Source organism: Acidovorax radicis N35, from assembly GCF_000204195.1.
Taxonomy (GTDB): domain Bacteria; phylum Pseudomonadota; class Gammaproteobacteria; order Burkholderiales; family Burkholderiaceae_C; genus Acidovorax; species Acidovorax radicis.
This window is the reverse complement of sequence record NZ_AFBG01000020.1, coordinates 304,672-326,199: the sequence shown is the minus strand read 5'-3', so window position 1 is coordinate 326,199 and position 21,528 is coordinate 304,672. Positions and strand designations below refer to the sequence as shown.

11 protein-coding genes are annotated in these 21,528 nt (G+C 66.2%); 4 read left to right on the top strand and 7 right to left on the bottom strand.

The features are described 5' to 3' along the window. Nucleotides 1-48: 48 nt before the first annotated feature. The 4 genes from ARADN35_RS0115260 to ARADN35_RS0115245 form a co-directional block, all read right to left on the bottom strand. Nucleotides 49-2,328 (bottom strand): bifunctional diguanylate cyclase/phosphodiesterase, encoded by a 2,280-nt coding sequence (locus tag ARADN35_RS0115260; protein ID WP_010463626.1) that lies wholly within the window; start codon nucleotides 2,326-2,328, stop codon nucleotides 49-51. A gap of 84 nt (nucleotides 2,329-2,412) precedes the next feature. After that, on the bottom strand, nucleotides 2,413-4,755 hold the full coding sequence (gene pbpC, locus ARADN35_RS0115255) for a penicillin-binding protein 1C (RefSeq protein WP_010463623.1): 2,343 nt from the start codon (nucleotides 4,753-4,755) through the stop codon (nucleotides 2,413-2,415). Beyond that, a complete protein-coding gene (locus ARADN35_RS0115250) occupies nucleotides 4,748-5,116 on the bottom strand; it encodes a hypothetical protein (RefSeq protein ID WP_010463620.1) in 369 nt (122 codons plus the stop codon). The genes pbpC and ARADN35_RS0115250 overlap by 8 nt, the downstream gene beginning before the upstream one ends. A 56-nt stretch (nucleotides 5,117-5,172) precedes the next feature. After that, a complete protein-coding gene (locus ARADN35_RS0115245) occupies nucleotides 5,173-11,190 on the bottom strand; it encodes an alpha-2-macroglobulin family protein (RefSeq protein WP_010463619.1) in 6,018 nt (2,005 codons plus the stop codon). 183 nt (nucleotides 11,191-11,373) lie between these two features. Between ARADN35_RS0115245 and ARADN35_RS0115240 the strand changes: the two genes are divergently transcribed. Continuing rightward, nucleotides 11,374-11,913 (top strand): hypothetical protein, encoded by a 540-nt coding sequence (locus ARADN35_RS0115240; protein WP_029414056.1) that lies wholly within the window; start codon nucleotides 11,374-11,376, stop codon nucleotides 11,911-11,913. Between the two features lie 14 nt (nucleotides 11,914-11,927). Next, a complete protein-coding gene (locus tag ARADN35_RS0115235) occupies nucleotides 11,928-13,247 on the top strand; it encodes a tetratricopeptide repeat protein (RefSeq protein ID WP_010463615.1) in 1,320 nt (439 codons plus the stop codon). Between the two features lie 990 nt (nucleotides 13,248-14,237). On the opposite strand, the gene ARADN35_RS0115230 is transcribed toward ARADN35_RS0115235, so the two are convergent. Next, entirely contained in the window at nucleotides 14,238-15,704 is a 1,467-nt protein-coding gene (locus tag ARADN35_RS0115230; protein WP_010463613.1) for a rhomboid family intramembrane serine protease, read from the bottom strand. Nucleotides 15,705-15,940: 236 nt separating this feature from the next. On the opposite strand from ARADN35_RS0115230, the gene ARADN35_RS0115225 reads away from it, so the two are divergent. After that, the gene (locus tag ARADN35_RS0115225) at nucleotides 15,941-18,058 is read left to right on the top strand and encodes a catalase (RefSeq protein ID WP_010463611.1); all 2,118 of its coding nucleotides are present in this window, start codon (nucleotides 15,941-15,943) and stop codon (nucleotides 18,056-18,058) included. Nucleotides 18,059-18,100: 42 nt separating this feature from the next. Next, complete coding sequence (locus ARADN35_RS0115220; RefSeq protein ID WP_010463609.1) at nucleotides 18,101-18,709, top strand: hypothetical protein; 609 nt, start codon at nucleotides 18,101-18,103, stop codon at nucleotides 18,707-18,709. Nucleotides 18,710-18,897: 188 nt separating this feature from the next. Here ARADN35_RS0115220 and ARADN35_RS0115215 read toward each other — a convergent pair whose 3' ends face one another. Both ARADN35_RS0115215 and argH read right to left on the bottom strand, forming a co-directional pair. After that, nucleotides 18,898-19,890: a Bug family tripartite tricarboxylate transporter substrate binding protein gene (locus ARADN35_RS0115215; protein ID WP_010463607.1), complete on the bottom strand. Its 993-nt coding sequence runs from the start codon at nucleotides 19,888-19,890 to the stop codon at nucleotides 18,898-18,900. Between the two features lie 105 nt (nucleotides 19,891-19,995). Next, the gene (argH, locus tag ARADN35_RS0115210) at nucleotides 19,996-21,486 is read right to left on the bottom strand and encodes an argininosuccinate lyase (RefSeq protein WP_010463605.1); all 1,491 of its coding nucleotides are present in this window, start codon (nucleotides 21,484-21,486) and stop codon (nucleotides 19,996-19,998) included. Between the last annotated feature and the right edge of the window lie 42 nt (nucleotides 21,487-21,528).

The following is a 21,528-nucleotide window of genomic DNA, read 5'->3' as shown; positions in this document are numbered from 1 at the left end:
ATTAGCTATCAATTAAATAGCACATCAGCACCACACAGGCAACTGTGCTTACTGGCCCTGGCCTGCAGCCTCTGGGGCCAACACCACCTCGGGATCGGCGTCCGGCCCCCGGTGGAGCATGAAGCGCATGCGCCCGCCGCGCTTGGCGGCGTACATCGCGCTGTCGGCATGGCGCGAAAGCGCATCGAACGTGTCGCCATGCTGCGGAAAAAGCGCGATGCCCCCGCTGAGCCCGACCTGCAACAGGCGCCCTCCCAGCTCGAAAGGCACATCGCACGACGCGAGCATCTTGCGCGCCACGTTGCAGGCGGCCTCGGCACCGTCCAGGCCTGGCAGCAGCACCACAAATTCGTCGCCGCCCTGGCGGCACACGGTGTCCGACGCGCGCACGGCGGTTTTCAGGCGCTGCGCAAACTGCACCAGCAGCAGGTCACCCACATCGTGGCCCAGGGTGTCGTTCACGTCCTTGAAACCATCCAGGTCCAGGTACATCACGGCCAGGCACTTGCCATAGCGGCGGGCCTGCGAAATGGCCAGCTGGGCGCGGTCCTGCAGCAGCACGCGGTTGGGCAGGTCGGTCAGCGCGTCGTACTGGGCCAGGTGCGCCATGCGCTCGGCCATGACCACCGATTCGGTCACATCGCGCAGCACGGCCACGGCGCCGGTCACGGCGCCCAGGCGGTCGGTGATGGGGCTGGAGGTCTTGTCCACCTGGAACCGCTGGCCGCTGGTGCGGTGCACCAGCACGCCGCGCACCGACCCAGCGACGGTTCCGCTCTGGATCGCCGCCAGCAGCGAGCTGGCGAGCACGCTGTCGTTGTCGGGGTTGCGCAGCACCACCACCTCATCAATACGGCGGCCCGCTGCATCAAAGGCCTGCCAGCCGGTCAGGCGTTCCGCCACGGGGTTGAGGTAGGTGACGATGCCACGGGCGTCGGCGCAAACCACAGCGTCGCCGATCGACTGCAGCGTGAGGCGCACCCGCTCCTTTTCATCAAACAGCTCGTTCTCCATGCGCTTGCGTTCGGAGATATCCGTCACCTGCACAAAGATGCCCCGCACCTTGCCACCTTCGGCATCGGGCACATAGGAGACCATGGTGTGGCGCACCACCCCATGTGCATCGACCCCTGTGCGCTCAAACAACTGCGCTTGGCCCTGCAGTGCCCTGTCAAGGTAGGGTTGGTCCTGCGCGAAAAGCTCCGGGCCAAGCAGATCCGCAAGGAGCATGCCGGGCATGCGCTCCGGCAACACGCCAAACCATTCAAAGTACGCCTGGTTGGCAAACCGGTTGCGCAGGTCGCCATCCCAGTAGCCAATCATCGAGGGCATGTTGTCGAGAATGGTGCGGGTGTTGTGCTCGGCCTCGCGCAGGCGCGCCGAAACCTGCTGGCGCAGCGTGAGTTCGCGCACAAACAGCGTGGCCAGCCCCACACAACTGACCATCAGCAGCAGCGCGAAGCCGCCCAGCACCCAGGCGCTGCGGGTCCACTTGGCCAGCACGGAGTCTGCGGATTGCGCCACATTGATGATGAGCGGATAGCGCCCCACCGGGCGAAACGTATACAGGCGCTCCACACCATCGACGATCGAGGTGCCCACAAACGAGCCCGAGCCCTCTTGCTGAAACCGCAGCATGTTGGGCGTGCCCGCCAGGCTGCGGCCCACATCGGCGTCGCCATAGGGGAACCTGGTGATCATCACGCCGTCGCTGCGCAACAGGTTCACGCCACTGTTGAGCCCCAGCTCCAGCGCCCCAAACAGTTCGTTGAAAACGCTCAGGCGAACCGCCCCCACCACAACGCCCGCAAAACTGCCGTCCGCATGAAAATAGGCGCGCGACAGGGGAAGAATGTTGAGCCCCGTGACGCGCGAGGGAACGGGACGCCCGATGAACAACCCTTTGTGCCCACCGGACTTGAACGCGGTGAAGTAGTCGCGGTCCGCAAAGTTGAGCTTGCTGGGGGCATTGGAGTTCGAATCCAGCACGACATGGCCGTCTGCATCCAGCACCCACACCCCCCCGGCGCGCGCGCGCAGCGAGTTGTCAAACACCAGGCGGGAGCGCAGATCCGCAGGCAGCGCCCAGACTTCCGGGCGGCTGACCTCCCGGGTCACCCCCTCCAGCGACTGGTCAAACGTATCCAGGGTCCAGCTCAGCCCTTGCTCCAGAGTGCGCACCAGGTTGGCATTGTTCTGGCTGGCGTAGCTCCATTCGTCGTTGCGGATGCTCCAGATCGTGCGCGCAAAGATGGCACCGATCCCCAGCGAGAGCAGCAGCGAAAGCCAGATCAGGCGGTGGGAGAAGAACTGGCGCAGAAAAGGCATAGAAATATCTTGTAACGATTCTAGGCGCCCCGCTGCAGCATGCCCCGGCGGCAAGCCACACCGTATTCCTCGGACTTCACGGCGTCAATGCGCAGTGCCCCTGGGTGCGGGGGCCACGGCACCCGCACCGCGCACCTCGATGCGGATCTCGTCCAGCACCTGTCCCCCGGCATCGGTGATCTGCACCACGTGGCGCCCCGGCCAGGGCAGCCAGGCCACCCGCGCGCCGCGCCCGAGCGGCTTGCCGTCCATGCGCCACCACAACCCTTCGCCCGTGGCTGTTAACTGCAGGCGCTGGCGTGTGGGGGGAATGTCGGGGTCGAGTGCAATGATGGTGCCGGGGGCTGGCGCGGTGATGCGTGCAGCCAGGCCAGCGACGGAAGTCACGCCACTTTGTGCGGAATTTTTTGGATCTTTTTTGACACCAGCGCTTGATACGTATTGGTTATTAGCTACCGAATCAATAGCAAATAGCGCTTGCTGGGTACCCTGCACAAACCATTCTTCCCGTGCAGCCTCCAGCGGCGGGTGGTCGCCCGGGCTTCCGGGCTGCGGCGCGGCAGGCCCAAACCGCACCGCGGCACGGGCCAGGCCCAGGGGGGCCTTGGGGGCGCGACTGGGTTCGCGCGCATGCAAAAACCCCATCACCGCCGCCCAGATAGGCGCCGCGCCGCTGGTGCCGCTGACATCGTGCATGGCAGCGCCGCTGGCGTTGCCCACCCACACGCCCACGGTGTAGCGCTCGGACCAGCCCACGGCCCAGTTGTCGCGCATGTCCTTGCTGGTGCCGGTTTTCACGGCCGTCCAGAAACGCGTGGCCAACACGCTGTCGGTGCCAAAGGTGCGCGCACGCGCATTGCCGTCCGAGAGGATGTCGCCCACGATGAACGCGGCACGCGGGTCGATGGCGGGCGTGAAGTGCGGCTTGGCATCGGCCAGCGCCACGGCGCTGACGCGCCCGCCGTTGGCCAGCGTGCCTGCAACAGGACTGGCCCGCCCGCCGTTGGCGAGCGTGCGAAAGGCGTTGGTCAGGTGCAGCAGCGGCACCTCCGGGCTGCCCAGCGCAAGGCTGTAGCCAAAATAGTCGCCGCTTTCACGCAGCGGCAGGCCCACCGCGCGCAGCTGCCGGTGGAACGCGTCGGGCGAGACCATGACCAGGGTGCGCACCGCGGGCACGTTGAGCGACGCGGCCAGCGCCGTACGCACGGACACCCATCCCTTGAACTGCCGGTCGTAGTTCTGCGGGATGTACAACCCCCCGGGGGTGGCAATGTGCGCGGGCGAGTCATCCACCAGGGAAGCCGCCGTGAGCCGCCGCTGCTCGATGGCCTGTGCGTATAAAAACGGCTTCAGCGTGGAGCCCGGCTGGCGCAGGGCCAGCACACCATCCACCTCGCGGGCCTGGCTGAGCTGCCCCGAAGACCCCACCCAGGCCAGCACCGCGCCCGTGGCGTTGTCGAGCACCAGCACGGCGCCGTCTTCCACATTGCGTCCGCGCAGTTCGCGCAGCTGCTGCTGCAGGCTCTGCACGGCAAAACGCTGCAGCGGCGCACGCAGCGTGCTGGGCAGGCGTTCAGGCACCGCCGCGTCCTTGGACCGCTGGCGCAGCAGATAACGTGCAAAGTGCGGGGCCACGCCCTCGCTCGCATCAAACGCACGGCGCTGCAGCGCGGCGGTGGTGAACAAGTCCAGCGCATCGCAGTCCACGCGCGCAGCCGCCGGCTGGGTGCTGCCGGGGCGCTGCTGCATGTCGCGCAGCACACCACAGGCCCGCTGCGCCACCAGCGCAGGCCGCGCATTGGGCGCGCGCACCAGCGCCGCCGCCACGGCCGCCTCGCGGTCATCCAGTCCATGGGCGGCCTTGCCAAACAGCGTGCGGGAGAGCGCATCAATGCCCACCAACTCGCTGCGAAACGGCACGAGGTTGAGGTAGGCCTCCAGGATCTGGTCCTTGCGCCAGCGCCGGTCCAGCACCTGCGCGGCCACGGTCTGGCCCAGCTTCTGCGCCACGGTGCGCCCGCCGGGGCCCTGGCGCCAGTCGCCGTCGAGCAAACCCGCCAGCTGCATGGTGATGGTGCTGGCCCCGCGCGTGCGCTGGTTCCACAGGTTGCCCCAGGCTGCCGCCGACGCAGCGCGCCAGTCCACCCCGCTGTGTTCAAAAAACCGCTTGTCCTCGCTGAGCACCAGGGCCGTGCGCAGCGCAGGCGACACGTCGGCGAGTGGCACCCACTGGCCGCGCCGCACCGTGGCATCGGTGCGCAGGCGCTGCAGCACCTCGCCCTCGCGCGAGAGGACGAGGGTGTCGGACGGTTTGAAGTCGGCACGCACCTCGTCAAATGCGGGGATAGCCCAGGCGGCCGACCCACACGCCACCCACAAAGCCCAGCCAGCGCACCAGCGGCGCACGGCCCACCGCCGTTCAGCCATCAGAGTGCTCCCGGTCAAACCGGGTTTCGGCCTCGCTCAGGTGGCGCAGCAGCACGTGCGAAATCAGGTTGACGCCAATGCCACCAAACACCACGGGCAGCACATAGAGCGCGATGGACAGCTCGGAGATAAACATCGCATCGTCCGCCAGCGACGGGGTGGTCTTGGCCAGGGACGCGAGCGATTGCAGCAGGTACACGTCCACCCCCGCAATCAGCACCAGCGCCACGCCAAAGCCCAGCACCGCCATGCGCGAGATGGACCGGGTCGCCAGCAGCAGCCCGTAGATGCCCGCAGGCAGCACCAGCGAGAACGCCACCAGCACCCAGAACCGCAGTTCCACAAACACACTGAGGCTCATGGCGTGTGGACTGGGGGTTGGCTCAAGGCACGGTGGGGCATGGTGGTCTCTGCGGTCTACCGGGCCGGTTCCACCTTCACGCGCGCATTGGGCACTTCGCCAAACATCTCGGGCGCATACATGGCTTCGACGCGGCTGGGCGGCAAGGCAAATTCGCCCACGTTGTTCAGGCGCACGGTGTACTCCATCTTCACCGTGCCCTTGGGCAGGTACTCGTAATAGCTGCGGAAGGACTCGAAGCTGCGCTCCTCGAACGCGGGCCAGCCGCTGCCGCTGCGGGGCTTCTCGCCCTGCGTGGCAATGGCGGAGTCACGCCCCAGGCCGCTGCCCAGGATGGTGGCACCGCCCGGGATCGGGTCGGTGATGGCCACCCAGGTCATGTCGGCACTGGCGTTCACCTCCAGCGTCACGCGCAGCACGTCGCCGCGTGTGTACTGGCCTGCGGGCAGCGACTTGTTGGCCTGCTCCACCGGCGTGACGGTCTTCTTGATGGCATAGCCTGCGGCAAACGGCGCCTTGAGCTGGATGGCGGCCACGGACTGCAGGGTGAGCCACGGCTTGCCCGGCCCTTGGTGGGCCACCGCCAGGCTTTCCTTGCCACCCGCTTTGCCCCAGGCCAGGAACATGTCGTTGTTCTTGAGGTTGCCGGGCGATGCGGGGGCTCCGAACCAGGTCGTCTGGTGCGCGGCGCCCGTGGCGTCACTGGCCTTCACGCGCTCAACCTTGCTCCAGTCCACGGTGGCACTGCTGCCAGACATCGTGGCCTTGGTGGTGCCCGAGACCGGCACGGCCTCGAACTTGGCGCTGAATTTCTCCAGCGCCAGCCCGCCCCACAGGTTGGCCGTGGTGGTGTGCCAGGCGCCCGCTTGCTGGCGGCTGATGAAGCCGTTGGCCAGGCGGCCCATGTCGTCCTTCCAGGTGGGGTCGTCCATCACGGCCAGCATCAGGCGTGCCGTGTTCACGTCGCCGTTTTGCATCAGCCACCACCAGTAGTCGTCCTGTTCGGTGCTGAAGATGAGCTTGGTGCCCTGGAACGACAGGCGGCTGCGCAGGATCTGCTGGGCCTCGGCCAGGCGCTTATCGCGCTCGGGCACATCGGCCACGCGCTTGAGGACGTTGACCCAGTCGATCACCGTGTGCGTGGGCCACTGGTTGGGCGCGATGGTGATGCTGCTGACCATGCGGCCCTGGGCCTTGCCGTAGCGCGACAGCGCCTCCAGCGCGGCCACCTTGCGCATGTCCAGGTCCTTGCGCGGGCTCCAGAACTCGCGCTGGATGCGGCCTTCCACAAACGCGATCAGGCCACGCTCCATGGGCGCGCGGGCGGCGTCGGGCAGTGCAAACGCGGGGTTGATGCTGGACGCCTCGTGCGTGGCGGCCAGCACATAGGCCGTGAGCGTGTCGCTGCCCCGGTTGCTGTCGCCGTCGCGCGGCGGGAAGTAGTTGGCCAGTCCGTCGCTGTCGAGGTAGGTGGGCAACTGGGCCACCACGGTTTGCCACAGCGCGCCATCGCGCAGGCCCACGGCCTTGCTGGTCTTTTGCTCCAGGCAGGCAAAGGGGTAGCGTGCCCACCAGTCGCGCACGCCGGGCAGGCCTTCGGCCAGCTTGGGCTGCAGCGACATCTTCAGGCCACCCCGGCCCGGCAGTGCATCGGCCGGCGGGTTCACATCCAGGTTGAAGCTGCCGTCCACCTGCACCAGCGTGGCCTGCTGCACCGTGAGTGGCACGGCCGGGATGATGCGCTGGCGCGCCTTGAGCGCATCGCGCGCGCCGCCCACCGTGTCCTTGGCCTCGATCTCCCACAGGATGGATTCGGCGCGCGTTTGCGCCAGTTGTGCCGGTGCTGTCACGCTCCAGGCGACTTCACGCGCTTCTTCGGGCGGGATGTCAATGGTTTGTGGCTTCAGGTCGAGCAGCGTGGCACGGGGGGCCACCTCGACCTTCATCGCCGTCTTGGTGGTGTTGCGCAGCGTGATCTGGGCGCGGAACTGGTCGTCCTCGCGCACCAGGGGCGGCAGGCCGCTGATGATCTGCAAATCCTGCGTGGCGCGGATGCTGGTGCTGCCGGTGCCGAACAGGCCCGTGGCCGCATCGGCCACCGCCACGATCTTGAAGGTGGTGAGCGCGTCGTTGAGCGGCACGGTCACCTTGGCCTGGCCGTTGGCATCGAGCTTGAGCGCGGGCTCCCACAACAGCAGGGTGTCGAGCAGCTCACGCGTCTGCGCCCGTCCACCACCACCACCGGCAGGCACGGCCTTTTTGCCGTAATGGCGGCGGCCGATGATTTCCATTTGCGCAGTGGACGTCTCCACGCCCCAGCTGCGCCGCTGCAGCATGGCTTCGAGCAGGTTCCAGCTGTTGTTGGGCATCAGCTCCAGCAGGGCCTGGTCCACGGCGGCCAATGCCACCTCGGCATTCGCGGCGGGCTTGCCGCCGGGCAGCGTGGCGGTGATGGTGACCTGGGCCTTGCCGCGCACGGCATAGCTCTCCTTGTCGGCCGTCACCTTCACGTCGATCTGGTGGGCCTGCGTGCCCACGCGGATCTCTGCCATGCCCAGACGGAACGCAGGTTTGGACAAATCCACCAATGCGGTGGGCGCCTGGTATTCCTTGCCTTCGTACCAGAACGACGTCCACCACTCGCCCGGCGCCTTGAAACCCCAGGTGAAGAAGCTGTACCACGGCACCTCGCGCAGGCGGCCGCGCAGGGCCAGCACGCTCACGTACACGTTGGGGCCCCAGCCGGGCTGCACCTTCAGGCTCACGGTCGGGTCCTGCCCGTTGAGCTGCACCACCTGGGTGTCGATGATGCCTTCGCGCTCCACCGCCACCAAGGCCGTGGCAAAACGGAACGGCATGCGCACCTGGAACTTGGCGGTCTCGCCGGGCTGGTAGCTCTTCTTCTCGGGCAGCAGGTCGATGCGGTCGTGGTCTTCGCCACCAAACCACAGCTCGCCCTGGCGTGTGACCCACACCGACGAGGCGGCCACGCTGGTGTTGCCGTCCTTGTCGGTGGCCGTCGCCACCAGTTCCACCTCGCCAGGCTCGTCGAGCTTGGATTCACACAGCAGCAAGCCACGCGCATCGCTCTTGCCACTGCACAGCGTGCCCAGGTCTTTCGTTTCGGTCTGGTTGTCGTAGCTGTAGAAGCCCCCCACCATGCGCTTGCGCGTGGTGGTGGTGATGCGCGCCACGGCCTGCACCTGCAGCGAGGTGTCGGGCGCAGGCTTGCCGTTGTGCTGCAGCGCCAGCGCCTGGAAGCGGATCTTCTGGCGGGCCGACACCCAGCCTTCGGTCTTGATGCCCGCCACCACGCCAGCAGGCCACAGCGCCTGCGTGCTGCGGATCGTCTGCACCTCGCCATTGGGGTCGGCATAGGTGGCCTCCAGCAGCAGCTCCTGCGGCTGGCGGGCCTGGGGCACGTTGTCGATGGTGACCTTGCCTGCGCCGTCCTTGTTCAGCGTCAACGGCAGCTTGTCGGCAATCACGCGCGCATCCTGGCTGGCCGCGGCTTCCTCGTCGTCACTGCTGGCGCTGTCCGCACTGCCCTGCTCGCGCTTGCGCGGCGGGGTGAAACGGAAGGTCTCGTAGTCGCTGTATTGCAGCGTCTTGCCGCGCACCATGGCCGACACACGCACCGGCAGGTTCGCCGCCCCGCCACCGGCCACGTAGTTGATCTGCACCTCGGTAGGCACCGAGCGCACGCGCACCAGGGCCTTCTTCTCGACCGGGGTGATGCGCCCCTCCAGCACGGGCAGGCGGAACTCCTCCACCCGGAACTGACCCGACGCAAGGCTGCCGTTCACCGTGCCGTTGCCTGCCAGCTCGACCTGGTACATCCCGAGCTTGGCGGCCGGCGGGATGGCAAAGGTACTTTGCGCGCTGAGTCCGCCCGTGGCCGTGCCCCGCCACGCCAGCGGCTGGGTGAACTGCTGGCCGCTGCCCAGATGGGTGATGACAAGCGTGTCGGGACGCGATCCCGACAGGGCAAAGCCCTGGCGTGTTTCGGCGCGCAGCAGGTGCTTCATCGACACGGTTTCGCCCGCGCGGAACAGCGTGCGGTCGAAGATGGTGTGGGCGCGTTCGTCCGGCGCGGGAGCCCGGCTGGTGGGCACGTTGAAGCGCCAGGGCTCGATGCCACGCTGCCAGTCGCTCCAGGTGAACGCCATGTCCTCCACACCGCCGTCATCCTTGTGGCGCGCACTCACAAAATAGGCGTTGCCACCTTCTCCATACTCGCCGCCATCGCCGCCCTCACCGCAGCCGGGAGGTTCTGACGAAAGGCCTTCGAAGCGGGCCACGCCCTGAGCATCGGTCTGCGCATGGGCCAGCTCATTGCCCTTGCAGTCGGACACGCGCACCGTAGCGCCCTGCACGGGCTGGCCCTTGTCCAGCGTGGTCACCCAGGCCATCGCGTTTTCGCGGCCGAGCTTGAAATGCACGCCCAGGTTGGTCACCAGGGCCGAGGTGCGCACATACATCGTGCGGGCGTCGCCATGGCGTTCGTCCAGCAGCGAAGTGCCCAGCTTTTGCGAGGCGATCTCCACCACGTGGAAACCGGGCGACAGCGGAATCCCCACCACCTCGAAGGGGCGTGGGTCGTTGCTCGCGGGCTTGGGAAGGTCCAGCGTCTTCACACCGCCCTTGCCGGACAGCAGCGACACCATGCGCGACTGCACGGTTTCCTTGTCGTCGTCCAGCACCTTGGGCAGCGGGCCATTCACGTCCTGGCGTGCCTGCTTGCGGTTCACCACGTAGCTGTCGTAGCGCTGCACTTTCTTGAACCAGGCAATGATGTCGGCATCGGTGCGCGGCTTGAGCGTGCTGACCTTGCCAGGCGCCGCTGTGGGCACCGCCGCACCCGGCTGCAGGCCCTGCACGCGCAGGGCGGCCTCCACGTTGCGCAGTGTCACGGGCAGCAATGCCGGGGGTTTTTCAGAGCGCGGGCCTTCGGCAAAACGCTCGACGATGCCAAACGGCGCCGCTGCAAACTTGGCCAGGGGCGGCATGCCGCCGGTGGCCACCTTCAGCGGGAAGTTCTCCGCATTGCGCAGCGGGCGGCCCGAGGCATCCTTGAAATCCTTGGGAAGCTCCAGCGTGAAGGCCGTGTTTTCGGCCAAAGGCGCAGCAAACTGCACGCTGTTGACCAGCGCATCGCCCTTCTGGCCTTCGATGGCCCCATCCGTCTGGGGTTTCAGGGTTTCCTTGGCCGACTTGAGGCGGATGGCCGTGGCCAGGCTGCGCGGCACCGGCGCATTGAAGGACAGCTGCAATGGGCGGATGGGCAAACAGGCAGCCTGCGCGTTCTCGCGCTCACAACTGAACTCGGCCGAGAACGGCTCGCGCACCTTGAAGTCAAAGCGTTTTTCCACCGTGTTGGGCACGCCACTGGGTGTGGCCACGCCCTTGCCAAACACGATCTGCATGCGCGAGCCCGAGGTGAACCGCCGGTTGCAGGCCAGCGTGGCGTATTGCAAGGGGTCTTGCGCTGCGCTTTTTTCCAGGCCCAACGTCTTCAATATTTCGGCGCGCTGCGCGCCCTCGATCAAACGCACCGGGACGCGCTCGCCCACGCCTTCCACCGTGCACCACACATTGGCCTGGATGCTGGCGATGGTGGCGGGCCCGTTGAACTGCAGCACGAAGAACTGCTCTTCGTCGATCTGCTCGTAGGGGTTGGGGCGGATAGTCTGCACGAACGGACCACCGCTATTGAATTGATAGCCTTTAGCGCCCGTCAGTTCAGCGCCAGCAGCCGACTTGAACCCCGGCTTGACCGAAGCGGTGCAGCGCACGCCCGGGGGCAGGTCGCGTTCGAAGTCGAACACCCACTCGCGCTCGCCCGTCCAGCGGCCCGTGCCCTTGGTGGCACCGGCGTCGCTGCAGCTCAGGCTGATGGGTGCGGGCGCCTTGGGGTCGCCAAAGTTGACGGCCGCCGCATCGAACTTGGCCACCACCTGCCGCACGCGCGCCACTTCGCCCTGCGGTGAAAAGCTGGTGATCTGCAAGGCGTGTGCGCCCAGCGACACCAAAGCCCCCGAAAACAACACCAGGGCACGTTGTAAGAATTTCATTTTTGACATCCCTCTATCCGACTCGACCGCGAGGGTAGCCGATATGCCGTGGGCCGCCCCGTCCTGCGATGACACGGAAGGTAACAACTCGTTCGCAGACTCCGCGCCAGCAGCAGCCTACGCCCAGCCCGCACAAACCCATCGGTATACTGCGCCGCAAAATAAAGCGGGAGAGAGGGAATCGTGAAAAAAATCGCATTGCTGGCGGCTCTGTGTGTGGGCGCCTGGTATTACTTTGTCGGCGGGCGCACATTGGACGAAAAAATGGTGCGCGCCTACTACGACCAGAGCGCGCACGCTCTCTACAAGCGAGACGCTGAGCTGATGTGCAAACAGCTCAGCAGCAAGGCCATCATCCAGGACGAGACGGTGATGAACGGCCAGACGCAGCGCAGCACACTCAACCACGACCAGCAGTGCGAGGCCTTCAAGGCCAGCATGCAGATGTTCGAGCAGATCGGTGACCGCATGGGCGGCATCCTGACGGTCGAGTTCGAATTCCACATTGACAGCATCGAGATCGAACCGGGCCGCAAAAGCGCCAAGGTCAAAGGCACCAGCCTGCTGAAGATGGGGGAAACCGTCATGCAGTTCAGCTCCACCTTCAACGAACAAATCGTGCGCGAAATGGGGCAGATGAAGCTCCTGCGCTCCGACCAGCGCACCGTGGTGCGCATGGCGGGCGGGCGCGGGATGTCGCAGTCCGACTTCTTCTCCAAATAAGCCCGAGGCACCCCATGCAGCGCGAAACCGCAAAGGCGCCCCGTCCGTTCTGGCACCAGATCAACACCTTTTTTGCGTTTCCGCTGCAACCCAAGCCGCTGATGTACGGCGTGCTGCTGGCACTCTCCAGCCTGCTGTTCAAGCTGATCTTCTTTGTGCCCGACGCCCTGGGCATCCTGATCGTGGAGATCGGCATCCTGCTGGCCGCATCGCGCTACGGCTTCAAGGTCACAGCCCTGGGCTCGCGCGGCATCTACAAGGCCGAGGACTACCCCTCCGAGCTGGACCCGGACTGGAAGAACCTGCCCTGGAAGCTGTTCGCCATCCTCATCGTGCAAGCCATCGCCGTGGGCTGGCTGCAGCGCCTGAACCCCCTGCTGGGCACGCTGGCCTGGCTGGCCATGTGCTTCTTGCTGCCCGCCACCCAGATCGTGCTGGTGCAGACCTGCAGCTTTACCGAAACCCTGAACCCCGCCAACGCCTGGAACGCCGTGCGCACCATTGGCTGGCCCTACCTGCTGCTGTGCCTGTTTCTCTTCTTGTTGAGCCAGGGCACCTTCATCGCGCTGGGCATGCTCGTGCCCCTCTTCAAGGGCTGGATCCTGCTGCCCATCGTCAACTGGCTGCTCATCTACTTCAGCTGGGTCATGGCCAGCCTGCTGGGCTACGCGATGTACCAGAACCACGCGGCTTTTGGCATTGACCTGTTGCCTGGCGCGGGCCTGGACGACGACGGTGCCCCCGTGGACCGCCGCAGCCCCCGCCAGATCGAGCAAGACGCCACCGACGCGCAAGTGGCCGAGCTGATCACCGCCGGGGACATGGTGGGCGCCCTGGGTGTGGCCTACGAAGACCAGCGCACCCGCAGCGACGAAGTGCCCGCACAGCGCCGCTACCACGGCGTGCTGATACTGGCCGAAGGCAAAACCGCCACCCTGCTCGACCATGCCCAGCGCTACATCCCGCTGCTGCTGCGCTCGGGCCAGGGCGGCGAAGCGCTCAAGGTCTTTCAAACCTGCCGTGCCAAGGACGCCCAGTTTGCGCTGCAGGATGCCAACGCCACCCTCCACCTGGCGAAAGCCGCCTGGAATGCGAACAACGCCAAAGACGCGCTGGCCTTGCTGCAGGGCTTTGACCGCCGCTTCAAAAACCACGACAGCGTGCCCGCCGCCTACGAACTGGTCGCCCGCGTGCTGCTTCAAGGGATGAACCGCGCCGACATGGCCTTGCGCGTGCTGGCCACGCTGGAGTCCCGCCACCCGGACACGGACGCCACGCGGGAAACGCGGTGGCTGCTGCGCAACCATGTGCCGCAGGGGGCGGCGGGGGGGTGAAGAATTTTTGGGGGTCTAGCGCTTTCTGGATAAGCGCCGGTAGCTATGGTATTGATAGCGATTGCCGGACGATCTGAACCGTTCGGGCTGAGCCCGTCGAAGCCGGGACACGCAACCCAACCGTTCGAGTTGGGCTCGTCGAAGCCTGGGCATGCTCGCTCGCTGATCTGTGCGGCGTGCCTGGTTTGAGGGCGGAGGCCGGGGTGTGCGCCCGGCGGCGCAGTAACTTTCTCTTGGATCGCCAAGAGAAAGTCACCAAAGAGAAGGCGACCCTACACGCTGCGTCCCTTCGCTTCGCTACGGGCAACCTGCGGTGCTCAGTTTTGACGGGGTCTCGCTAAACTCGCGCCGCTTCGCGTCACTCAAACAGACGCGAGCCCTGATCCGCCAAAACCTCCGCTCCTCGGTGCATCCTGAAGGGAACCCACCGGGATCGGACATCCACACGGGCCATTGCTGCGCTCGGCCCCACCTCGCGGGCGCAAGCGCCACGCGCTGCGCAGGCGCGGCCGAGCGAAGCAAAGGCCCGTGTGGCCGTTCGGCTGTTGGATGTTCGGCTGTCCACCCCCTGCTGGCTGCGCCTGCGGCGGGGCGGTTGCGGGGTGGCATGGGCGTCGGAGCGCCCATGCTTCGTGCTCTAGCTCGCCGTGGTTGTCCGAGCGGCGCGCGCAGCGCAAAGCGAGTTCCACGGCGCACCCCGCAACCGCCCCGACGCAGGTTTGCCCCGTAGCGAAGCGAAGGGGTCTCAGACTGGGGGTCGCCTTTCTTTTGGGTACTTTTCTTTGGCGAAGCAAAGAACAAGTACCTCGGCCGCCGGGCCGAGACCCGGCTCCCGTCCTCCACACAAACACGCCACCAAACCAGCGCACACGCCCTGGCTTCGACAAGCTCAGCCCGAACGGATGGAAGGCAATCATTCACTATAAAAACAATAGCTTCCAGCGCTTTCCAGATAAGCGCTAGAACCCAAATCAACCAAAAATCACCGCCTCACCCCAACCCCCGCAACGCCACACTCCCCGGCGCCAGTTGCTGCAACAACGGTCCCCACGCCACCGCCTCCGCCCGCCGCCCCGCATGGCACAAGGCCGACACCAGCATGCCCAGTGTCTCGCCCAGCTCCGGGTGCGTGGGGGCGGTTTTGTGCAAGGCGTTGAACAGCTTTTCCGCATCGCCCCACTGCTGCGCGCGGGCAAAGCGGCGTGAGAGGCGGGCCATGTCGTCCGGCTGCAACCGGGCGCCGGGCTTGGCTTTCTCAAAATACGTGCGGTAGCAGGCATGCTGAAACTGCAGCGTCTGCTCGTCATGGGCGTGCAGGCGAAAGATGCGGCGCGCGGCGCGGTGGAAGTCTTCGCCCTCGGGCCACAGCGATGCCGTTTTGAACCAGGCGCTGAGCACCGTCTGGTCTTGCGGGCGCAGCTTGGCGGCGGCACGCCACTGGGCGAGGGCCTGCTCGAACTTCATGCCCTTCGCGAGGCGCTGGGCGTTGGCCACATGGGTGTCAAAACCGTCGTCGGGCGCGGCGTCCTGCGTCACCGGCACTTCCATCGGTTTCTTGCACAGCAGCATGGCCAGCGCCATCAGCGACGCACCGGTCAGCAACCCGCCCAGGTGGGCCATGTAGGCCACACCCTTTCCGCTGAGCCAGTGCTGCAGCAACTCGTTGGCAATCCACGCGGGCAGCAACAGCAACGCAGGCGCGGTCACATAGTTGAAGTAGAAAAACAGCTGGTAGAAGAACCGCACGCGCCGCAGCCGGTACAGCACGGCATACATGCCCATGAGGGCCGACACGGCGCCCGAGGCGCCCAGGCCATAGCTGCCCATGTCGGCATAGGCCCAGCCCGCCAGCAGCGAGCCGCCCACGCCACCCAGCAGGTAAAACGCCAGGTACCAGCCCCTGCCCAGTGCCAGCTCGACCGAAAAGCCGAACAGAAACAAAAACACCATGTTGCCGATGAGGTGCCCGGTGCTGCCATGCAAAAACGTGGCCGTGAGCCAGGTGACGGGGCGCAGCTCCGCGTCTTTTTCGAAGCTCTGCGCCCATTGGCGGGTGAAGGGGGCAGGCAACCGGGCTTCGTACTGGGTGCGTGCGGCCTTCCAGTCGGCGTACTGCGGATCTTCGGGCGGCACAAAACGCGGGCTTTTCAGGCGCTGCTGAAAGCCGTCTTCCTGCTCCATCCAGCGCAGCAGCATGCGGTGGTCGCCCGCCTTTTGCAGGGCGCGGGCGTCTTTGAGGTGCTTGTCGCCGGTTTCCTCCAGCCAGGCCACAAAACGCGGGACTTCCACAGCGGGCAAAGGGCTGGCCACATAGAAGGCGGCAGCCCGGTCCTGCGCCTTTTCCTCCGAACGCTGCGGGCCCCAGAACACGAGCATGTTCACCAGGATCAGCACCACCGTCATCCAGGGCGGGTTGCGCCAGGTGGGCCGGTTTTCGAGGGGGATGGCGTAGAACATCGGTCAGTCTGGCAGGGGCAAAGGAGCGGGTCGCGCCGCAAGGCAACGGGTGTGGAGGGCCCTGGTGGGGAGGGTGCAAGCGTAGCAAACACCGGGCGGCTTCAGAGCACAGGCAGCGGGCCATTGCCTCACGACGACGACGCGCGGATGGGGCTGTGTCCTACTCCCCGCAAGGCACGGGGGTCCAACGATGTTGGCTGGTCTTGTTTCATTACCCAGAACCCCCAGGAGCGCCCATGGCCCGAACCCCCACTTCGCGCGGCGCGGCAAAAAAATCGCCGTCCGCACTGCCTTCTTCCACCCAGTCCGACACCTTTCGCGGCAACGCTGGCGAGCTGCAGCAACAGGCTGGTGGCAAGCACCCGGTGCTGACCACGCAGCAGGGCATTCCGGTGGCGGACAACCAGAACTCCCTGCGCCCGTCGCCACGCGGCCCCGCGCTGCTGGAAGACTTCATCCTGCGCGAGAAGATCACGCACTTTGACCACGAGCGCATCCCGGAGCGCATCGTGCATGCACGCGGCTCGGCAGCCCACGGTTTTTTTGAACTCACGCATTCGCTCAAGGACCACACCACGGCCAAGGTGCTGACGGAAGTGGGCGTGCAAACGCCTGTGTTCACGCGCTTTTCGACCGTGGCAGGCGGCGCGGGATCGGTGGACACGCCGCGCGATGTGCGCGGCTTTGCCGTGAAGCTCTACACGACCGAAGGCAACTGGGATCTGGTGGGCAACAACATCCCGGTGTTCTTCATCCAGGACGCGATGAAGTTTCCCGACCTGGTGCACGCCGTGAAGATGGAGCCCGACCGCGCGTTCCCCCAGGCGGCCAGCGCACACGACACCTTCTGGGATTTCGTCTCGCTGATGCCCGAAACCATGCACATGGTCATGTGGGCCATGAGCGACCGCACCATCCCGCGCAGCCTGCGCATGATGGAAGGCTTTGGCGTGCACAGTTTCCGGCTCCTGAATGCCGCGGGCGACAGCACCTTCGTGAAGTTCCACTGGCGCCCCAAGCTGGGCATCCAGTCCACGGTGTGGGACGAAGCCGTGAAGCTGCAGGCGGCGGACAACGACTTCCACCGGCGCGACCTGTTCGACGCCATCGAGGGGGGCGACTTCCCGGAATGGGAGCTGTCGGTGCAACTGTTCACCGAGGAGGACGCCGAGCGCTTCCCCTTCGACCACCTGGACCCCACCAAGCTCATTCCCGAAGAACTGGTGCCCCTGCAGCCCATCGGCCGCATGGTGCTCAACCGCTGGCCCGACAACTTCTTTGCCGAAACCGAGCAGGTGGCGTTTTGCCCCGCCAACGTGCCACCGGGCATCGACTTCAGCAACGACCCGCTGCTGCAGGGCCGCCTGTTCTCGTACCTGGACACGCAGCTATCGCGCCTGGGCGGGCCCAACTTCACGCAGATCCCGATCAATGCGCCCAAGTGCCCGTTCCACAACATGCAGCGCGACGGCCACATGCAGATGCAGGTGCCCAAGGGCCGCGTTGCCTACGAGCCCAGCAGCCTGCAGGGTGACACGCCGCGTGCCTCACAAGCACAAGGGTTCCGCCATTTCGCGCAGGCCGATGACGGGGTGAAGGGCCGTGTGCGCCCCGAGAGTTTTGCCGACCACTACAGCCAGGCGCGCATGTTCTTTCGCAGCCAGAGCCCGCTGGAGCAGGCGCACATGGCGTCGGCGCTGGTGTTTGAGCTGTCCAAGGTGGGCACGCCGCATGTGCGCGAGGCGGTGGTTGGCCACCTGCAGCATGTAGACCCCGAACTGGCCCAGCGTGTGGCCGACGGCCTGGGCCTGCAGGCGCTGCCCCCCGCCCCGCCCGCCGCCGAGCCGGTGCAGGACCTGCCCCCGTCGCCCGCGCTGCGCATCATCGACCGCATGAAGCCCACGCTACAGGGGCGCTGCATCGGCATCCTGGTGGCCGATGGCTCCAACGGCAACACGGTGGCCAACCTGCGCAAGGCGCTGGAGAAGGTGGGCGCCACCGTCAAGATCGTGTCGCCCAAGGTGGGCGGAGCCGTGCTGAAAGACGGCACGCTGTTGCCCGCCGACGGACAGTTGCAAGGCACGCCGTCGGTCGTGTTTGACGCTGTGGCCTCCATCCTGTCGCCCGACATGGGCGCAATGCTGGCCAAAGAGGCCGCCGCCGTGGACTGGTTCCGCGACGCGTTCGGCCACCTCAAGGCGATTGCCGCCTGCAAGGGCACCCAGGCCATCCTGCAAGCCGGTGGCATCGAGCCCGACGCGGGCGTGGTGGACCCCGCCGACGCGCAGGGCTTCATCGCCGCCGCACAGACCCGCCAGTGGGAGCGCGAACCCAAGGTCCGCACCCTCGCATGACGCATCCATCCCGTTCCCAACCCCACCACCCAAGGAGAAACCATGCCCAAAGCCCACTATGACAGCCACCAGCTTGATGATCTTGTGCTCCAGATGATGGAAACCGAACTCGGCGGCGAGCAGGTGTACCGCACCGCGCTCACCTGTGCCGTGAACCCCGATCTCAAGAAGGAATGGGAAAGCTATCTGGAAGAAACCTTGACCCACCAGGATGTGGTGCGCAGCCTGTGCGACACCCTGGGGCTGGACCCCGATGCGCAGTCGCCCAGCCGGGCGGTGGTCAAACACATCGGCGAATCCCTGGTCAAGGCCATGCTGCTGGCCAAACAGGGGGGCAACCCCGCCGCCGCCCAGTTGGTGGCCTGCGAATGCGTGGTGCACGCCGAGACCAAGGACCACGCCAACTGGGAGTTGCTGGGCAAGGTCGCCGAGGTCGCCACGGGCGACGTGGGCCAGACGTTGAAAGCAGCCCACCAGGCGGTGGAGAAAGACGAGGACCACCACCTGTACCACACCAAGGGCTGGTGCCGCGAGCTGGCCATCGAGGCGCTGGGCCTGCCTGCGGTGCTGCCCCCGCCCGAAGAGGTCAAGAACGTGGAAACCGCGATTGGCGCGTCGCGCGCCGAGCAGCAGCGCGAGACCATGCTCTGACCGCAGCGGTGCCGGGAGGCCCATGGTGCATCGCCCGGCATTTGCTACAAATAAAATAGCTGCCTGCGCTTTACTGATAAGCGCTGACGGCCATTTTTACTTGAAATCGTGAAAATCGAAGGTTTGCAGGGGCCGAAGGACACAGCGGCATTCGCCCGCATGACCACGCAGGCCGGTCCCCGGACTAACTACTGCGCCACAAAACCACTGGTCTTGATGATCCGCGTCCAGGCGTCGGTGTAGGCGGTCTGGCGGGTGGCCAGTTGCTGCGGTGTCATGTAGCCCACCGTGAGGCCCATGGCCGTCAGGTGCTCACGCACCTCGGGCATGGCCACCACCTTGGACAGGGCAATCGAAAACTCGGTGATGAACTTCTGCGGCGTGCCGGTGGGGGCGTAGATGCCGTAATACGGCAGGTCTTCAAAGCCCTTGAGGCCCATTTCGTCAAACGTGGGCACATCGGGCATGGCGGCCTGGCGCTTGGTGCCCAGCACGCCCACCACGCGCACCTTGCCCGCCTTGTGGTTCTCGATGAAATCCTGCACCGACGCCACACCCGCACCGATCTGGTTGCCCAGCATGTCGGCCATCATGGGCGCGCTGCCCCGGTAGGGGGCGGACACCAGGTCGATCTGGTACTTCTGCCCGATCAGCTTGACCAGGAATTCGGGGGTGGAGGCCGGTGCCGGGATGCCCACGGCCCCCTTGCCCTGGCCCGCCGTCCGCACCCAGTTGACGTAGTCGCCGAACGACTTGGCTGGCGTGCCGCCCGAGACGGCAAACGCATTCACGAAAGTGGCAAAACCGCCCACGGGCACGAAGTCGCGCACAGGGTCGTAGCCGGGGTTCTTCACCACCTGGGGAAGGATGGAGATGGTGTGGTCGTGCGTGATGAACAGCGTGGTGCCATCGGGCACCGAGGCCTTGAGCGCCTGGGCCGCGATCTGTCCCCCCGCACCGGGCCGGTTTTCCACCACCACCGGCACGCCCAGTTCGTCCTTGAGCTTCTCGGACAAGGTGCGCGCAATGGCGTCCGAGCCGCCGCCCGGCGGAAAGCCCACCAGCAGACGGATGGGCTTGTGCGTCTGCGCAGCCGCGAGCCCCACCGTGAGCGCTGCCCCCAGAAAGGCGCTGGTGCGCAGAAGTCGGGACAGCAGGCTGCGGCGGGTCGTCGTCGTCATGGAAGAACTCCGGTTTATTCAAATCGGGCTGTTGCGGGGCGCATTCATACACCAAGCACGGTTCAGGCCAGCGGCCGCCGCGCCACCAGGGAATGTCGCCGCCCTTCAGGCCAGCCGCGTGCGATGGCGTGCCAGCTGGGCACGCACCTGCACGGGGGCCGTGCCGCCCAGCGTGTTGCGCGCGTTGAGCGAGCCGCGCAGGCTCAGGCACTCGTACACATCCTTCTCGATCTGCGGGTGGAAGCCCTGCAGCACGGCCAGCGGCAACTCCGACAGGTCACACGCATGGGTGGTGGCCGCCTTCACGGCATGGGCCACGGTTTCGTGCGCATCGCGGAAAGGCAGGCCCTTCTTGACCAGGTAGTCGGCCAGGTCGGTGGCCGTGGCGTAACCCTTGAGCGCGGCCTGCTCCATCGCGGGCGCGTTGACGGTGATGCCGCCCTCCTTCCTGCCCGTGGCGGGGTTGGGCTGGCCGCCGACCATCTCGGCAAAGATGCGCAGCGTGTCCTTGAGCGTATCCACCGTATCGAACAACGGCTCCTTGTCTTCCTGGTTGTCCTTGTTGTAGGCCAGGGGCTGGCCCTTCATCAGGGTGATCAGGCCCATCAGGTGGCCGACAACGCGGCCAGTCTTGCCACGCGCGAGTTCGGGCACGTCGGGGTTCTTCTTCTGCGGCATGATCGAGCTGCCGGTGGTGAAGCGGTCGGCGATCTTGATGAAGCCGAAGTTCTGGCTCATCCAGATGATGAGTTCCTCGCTCAGGCGACTCACGTGCACCATGCACAGGCTGGCGGCGGCGGTGAATTCAATGGCGAAGTCGCGGTCGCTCACAGCGTCCAGGCTGTTCTGGCAGACCACGGGAGCCCCGTTCGCATCCACCATGCCCAGCGTCCTGGCCACGCGCTCGCGGTCCAGCGGGTAGGTGGTGCCGGCCAGGGCCGCTGACCCGAGAGGCAGCACATTGGTGCGGCGGCGCACGTCGGCCATGCGGTCGGCGTCGCGCGCAAACATTTCCACATAGGCCAGCATGTGGTGGCCAAAGCTCACGGGCTGGGCCACCTGCAGGTGGGTGAAGCCGGGCAGGATCACCTCGACGTTCTGCTCGGCCACGTCCACCAGCGACACCTGCAGCTCCTTGAGCAGGTCGCCGATCAGGTCGATCTCGCCGCGCAGCCACAGGCGCACGTCGGTGGCCACCTGGTCGTTGCGGCTGCGGCCGGTGTGCAGGCGCTTGCCGGCGTCGCCCACCAGCTGCGTCAGGCGCGCCTCGATGTTCAGGTGCACGTCTTCCAGGTCGAGCTTCCATTCGAACGCGCCGGACTCGATCTCTTGCGTGATCTGCGCCATGCCGCGCTGGATGGAAGCGTGGTCTTCCGCGCCGATGATGCCCTGCGCCGCCAGCATCTCGGCGTGCGCCAGGCTGCCCGCAATGTCGGCCTGCCACAGGCGCTTATCGAAGAACACGCTGGAGGTATAGCGCTTGACCAGGTCGCTCATGGGCTCGGAAAACAGCGCCGACCAGGCCTGTGCCTTGGTGTCGAGCTGGTTGTGGGACGGCGCAGACGGCGTGGCGCTGGTGGCTTGGGCTTTGGACATAGGAGGGCAATAATCCGGAGGTTCAGACACCCGGACAACCCG

Bases quoted from the DNA above. Each gene is read 5' to 3' on its own strand.
- pbpC (WP_010463623.1), bottom strand. From the start codon at position 4,755: ATGGCTGAACGGCGGTGGGCCGTGCGCCGCTGGTGCGCTGGCTGGGCT.
- ARADN35_RS0115220 (WP_010463609.1), top strand. From the start codon at position 18,101: ATGCCCAAAGCCCACTATGACAGCCACCAGCTTGATGATCTTGTGCTC.
- ARADN35_RS0115225 (WP_010463611.1), top strand. From the start codon at position 15,941: ATGGCCCGAACCCCCACTTCGCGCGGCGCGGCAAAAAAATCGCCGTCC.
- ARADN35_RS0115235 (WP_010463615.1), top strand. From the start codon at position 11,928: ATGCAGCGCGAAACCGCAAAGGCGCCCCGTCCGTTCTGGCACCAGATC.
- ARADN35_RS0115215 (WP_010463607.1), bottom strand. From the start codon at position 19,890: ATGACGACGACGACCCGCCGCAGCCTGCTGTCCCGACTTCTGCGCACC.
- ARADN35_RS0115245 (WP_010463619.1), bottom strand. From the start codon at position 11,190: ATGAAATTCTTACAACGTGCCCTGGTGTTGTTTTCGGGGGCTTTGGTG.
- argH (WP_010463605.1), bottom strand. From the start codon at position 21,486: ATGTCCAAAGCCCAAGCCACCAGCGCCACGCCGTCTGCGCCGTCCCAC.
- ARADN35_RS0115250 (WP_010463620.1), bottom strand. From the start codon at position 5,116: ATGAGCCTCAGTGTGTTTGTGGAACTGCGGTTCTGGGTGCTGGTGGCG.
- ARADN35_RS0115230 (WP_010463613.1), bottom strand. From the start codon at position 15,704: ATGTTCTACGCCATCCCCCTCGAAAACCGGCCCACCTGGCGCAACCCG.
- ARADN35_RS0115260 (WP_010463626.1), bottom strand. From the start codon at position 2,328: ATGCCTTTTCTGCGCCAGTTCTTCTCCCACCGCCTGATCTGGCTTTCG.